The sequence below is a fragment of the Nonomuraea sp. NPDC049784 genome, assembly GCF_040659615.1.
Taxonomy (GTDB): domain Bacteria; phylum Actinomycetota; class Actinomycetes; order Streptosporangiales; family Streptosporangiaceae; genus Nonomuraea.
Map to the genome: position 1 here is coordinate 1 of NZ_JBFAMX010000791.1, position 3,973 is coordinate 3,973.

Sequence of the window (3,973 nt, forward strand, 5' to 3'; positions counted from 1 at the left end):
GAGCCTGCCGCCCGGCGCCCCGGTGCGCCACCGCCTGCGGCGGCTAGAGCCGTGGCTGGACTACGCCATCGAGCTGGGCTGCTCAGACCTGCTGCTGGGCCCGATCTTCGCCTCTGAGACGCACGGATACGACACGCTGGACCACTTCAGCATCGATGCCCGGCTGGGCGACGACAAGGACTTCGACCACCTGGTGTGCGCCGCCCGCGACCGCGGCCTGCGGATCGTTCTGGACGGCGTGTTCAACCACGTGGGCCGGGGCCACCCGAAGTTCGGCGATCCGCGCTACGCGCACTGGTTCGTGCCCGAGGGGTCCGGCCACCGCACGTTCGAAGGCCACCACGGGCTCGTGACACTCAATCACGACCACCCGGACGTGCTCGACCATGTCGTACGAGTCATGGACCACTGGCTGAGCCGGGGTGCGTCGGGGTGGCGGCTGGACGCCGCGTACGCGATGCCGGCTGCCTTCTGGAACAAGGCGCTGGCGCAACTGCGTCCGCTTCACCCCGACGCCTGGATCGCCGGCGAGATGATCCACGGCGACTACGCGGGCTACGTCACCGAGAGCGGACTGGACGCCGTCACCCAGTATGAGCTGTGGAAGGCGATCTGGAGCTCGCTGAACGACCGCAACTTCTTCGAGCTCGCCTGGGCCCTGGACCGGCACAACGCCATGCTCGACTCCTTCCTACCGCTCACGTTCGCCGGCAACCACGACGTGACCAGGCTGGCCACCCGGCTCGACGACGAGCGACATCTCAGTCACGCGCTCGCCGTGCTGTTCACGGTGGGCGGGCTGCCCAGTGTCTACTACGGCGACGAGCAGGCCATCCGCGGGGCGAAGGAGGAGCGACAGGGCGGCGACGACGAGATCCGGCCCGCCTTCCCGGCCGGTCCGGGCGAGCTGGATCCTGCAGGGTGGCCGGTGTATCGGCTGCACCAGCGCCTGATCGGGCTGCGGCGCCGCCACCCGTGGCTGGTACGGGCCCGCACCGCCGTGCACCATCTGACGAACACGGCCGTCGCGCTCGAAGCCGATGGTGGCGACGGCAGGTTCGTCACGCTGCTCAACGTGGGCACGGAGCCATACCGGTTCCCGGTGGACCCGGCCGGGCTCACCGTCGCCGAGACCTCGGAAGGCGGGCAACCGGAAGATCCCTATCTCGTGCCCGCCCACGGATGGACGATCCTCACAGCGCCCGACTTTCCCGGCGCGTCGCTGTTATGAATCGCGCCCTACGGCCTCTCCCCATCGAGAGCGCTCACTCGCCCGGAATGAAGGGGTCCGCATCCTGAACGACGCGCTCATCCTCATCTTCGAGGCCCGCGACCACCCTCGGCGCTGAAATGATCGTGGATGGCGAAGGATCCGCCCAACCGAGCCTGCGCCTGTGGCCGCCGGGCGCTGTTAGCTCTCATCGACATTTCCAACCCGCACCAACGCTGAGCGCTGTCCAAACTGACCGACAAACGCTGCTGCTCGTCACCGGCACAATCAACCAGTACGACAGCCCTTGATAGGAGCGACCAACCCGTCACGATTTCGTCAGCAGCTACTGCCAGATCGCGTGGCAAAGGTGACGATAGCGGCGTGAACAAACGCAAGGCCGGCTGGCGGATCCTCGTCGCCGTGCTGGCCGTCCTGGCAGCTGTCACCGTGGTGATCGTGGTCTGGCGCGCGTTGAAGTCGGACGCCGAGGTCAACCGCGCCGACGTCGCCGCCGTGGCGTTGGCCGCCATCGCCCTGGCCACCCCGGTGGCGATCTGGGCCCTGCGTTCCACGTCGACGATCGCCACTGCGGTCGTCGATGTTGCTGCCGCCGCCGCGCAGGTGCTGGCCGGACTCGTGGAGCGGCAGTGGCGCACCGAAGCTCGCCATCGGCTGTTGGACGACCCCGAGCCGATCCCGGTGCATTGGCAGCTCATCGCCGACGGGACAGTGATGAGCCAGCCCCGCCTGATCACCGCCAAGGCGCAGCTGACGTTCACCGGCCGCAGCGACGAGATCGCCGACTTAGCGCACACCTTCCGCAGCCTGAAGCGGCGGCGGCTGGTCATCACCGGCGGCGCGGGCATGGGCAAGACGACCCTGGCGGTCCAGCTGCTGCTGCAGTTGCTGACCACCCGCACGGCCGATCAGACCGCCGGCGGCGAGGGGGAGATCGTGCCGGTGCCGGTGCTGCTGCCGGTCTCCGGCTGGGACACAGGCGCCCATCCCCGGCTGCAGGACTGGCTCGCCGTCCGCCTGGTTCAGGACTATCCGGCGCTGGCCGCCCCGCAGCTCGGGCCCGGCGCCGCGGCCGCACTGGTCGAGGGCGGCCACGTTCTGCCCGTCCTGGACGGTCTAGACGAAATCCCCGCACCCGCGCGCGCCCAGGTGATCGCCGCGCTCAACGCCTCGCTGACCGCCCGCGACCAGCTCATCATCACCAGCCGCCGCGCCGAGTTCACCACCGCTGTCCGCGAGACCGGCCGACCATTGACCGCGGCCGCGGTCATCGTCCCCAAGCCCGTCACCCCGCAGGCCGCCGCGGACTACCTGATCGCCTGTCTGCCTGCCTCCCCGTCAGATGCCTGGGCCCAGATCCTGGCCGCCCTGCGATCTGGCGCCGTCCCCGGCTTAACCCGGCTGGCCGCCACTCCGCTGGGCTTGTGGCTGATCCGCACCGTCTACTTGGCCTCCGGAGCCGACCCCGCCCCGTTGACCAGCCCCCTGGGCGATGACGCCGACGCGCTACGCACCCACCTCCTCGACCGGCTCATCCCCGCCCTGATCCAGGCCCGCCCGCCCAGCACCGACCCCGCCGACCACGTCCGGCCCCGCCACCAGCTCAACCCCAACACCACCCGACGGCACCTGACCTACCTGGCCCGCGCCTTCCCCCCGGCTACGACCCGCGACATCGCCTGGTGGCGCATCGCCGGCACCGTCCCTCGCCTCCGGCTCATTCGCGCGCTCGCACTCGGGCTGACGGCCGGGGTGGTTCTCATGGCCTCGCTGAGGGCTGGCCTCACGGCTGAGCTCCAAGCCGCAATCGTGTTCGGACTCGCGGATGGGGTTGTGATCGGTCTCATAGCTGGACGGGACTGGACTAACCAAGGACCTGGTTATGCCGATGTCCGCCTCAACGGACGTGCTCTACCACTGGTTCGCTCCATCAGAAGTAACCTCCCGTTCGGGCTCGCGTTCGGGCTCCTGGGAGGGATTGGAGCGGGGGTCGGACTCCTATGGGTGGGGCTCGGGGTCCTGGGCAGGGTTGGGCTCGGACTCCTGGTAGGACTCGGAGTCGCGCTCGTGTCCTGGCTTACGTTCGGACTCGTGTTCGGACTGGTTAAGTGGGTGGAGCAACCCACGCTTGCTTCGAGCAGCACTCCCCGAACCAGCTGGCGAGCCGATCGAGCACTTACTCTTGTTCGAACACTCGCCTTCGGGCTCTCGTTCGCGCTGGCGTTCGGGTTCTTGTTCGCGCTCGTGTCTTGGCTCGCGGACGGAGTTTGGGCGTGGCTCCCCATGTTCTTCCTGACCGGAGTTAAGGTCGGGCTCTCGTTGGGGCTCGTGATCGGGCTCGCTTGCGGGCTCGTGCTGGGGAACCATCACGCATGGCTGGCATGTGTCTTCGCGGTCGCTCGGCTATCCGTCAGGCGACAACTGCCATGGAGAATCATGGACTTCCTCGACGACGCCCACCGCCTGGGACTGCTGCGTGCCGTCGGCCCGATCTACCAATTCCGCCACGCGGCCCTGCACGACCACCTGGCGACCGCCACACGGCCGGTTCGCGTCCCATAGCCCGATGCAAGACAACCTCTTAAGACCGCCGAAGAAATTCTCGACGCTCTAGCCTCATATTGTCAGCGAATTTCCGACCCAGCACACTAGGGCCTGTTTCAGAAGTCGGGTGAGGAGTCTCGGCTGAGGGCTGCGTGTGCTCGAGATGCCTGAGCAGTCCATATGGTGACGTCGGTAGCG

General features: G+C 68.2%; 2 protein-coding genes. Both read left to right on the forward strand.

Features of this window, described 5'->3' with window-relative positions; genetic code table 11:
- Positions 1-1,231 (forward strand): alpha-amylase family glycosyl hydrolase (locus tag AB0J09_RS58515; protein ID WP_360711896.1); only part of this gene is annotated, 1,231 nt, incomplete at its 5' end.
- 363 nt (positions 1,232-1,594) lie between these two features.
- Entirely contained in the window at positions 1,595-3,793 is a 2,199-nt protein-coding gene (locus AB0J09_RS58520; protein WP_360711899.1) for an NACHT domain-containing protein, read from the forward strand.
- The last annotated feature ends 180 nt before the right edge of the window (positions 3,794-3,973 follow it).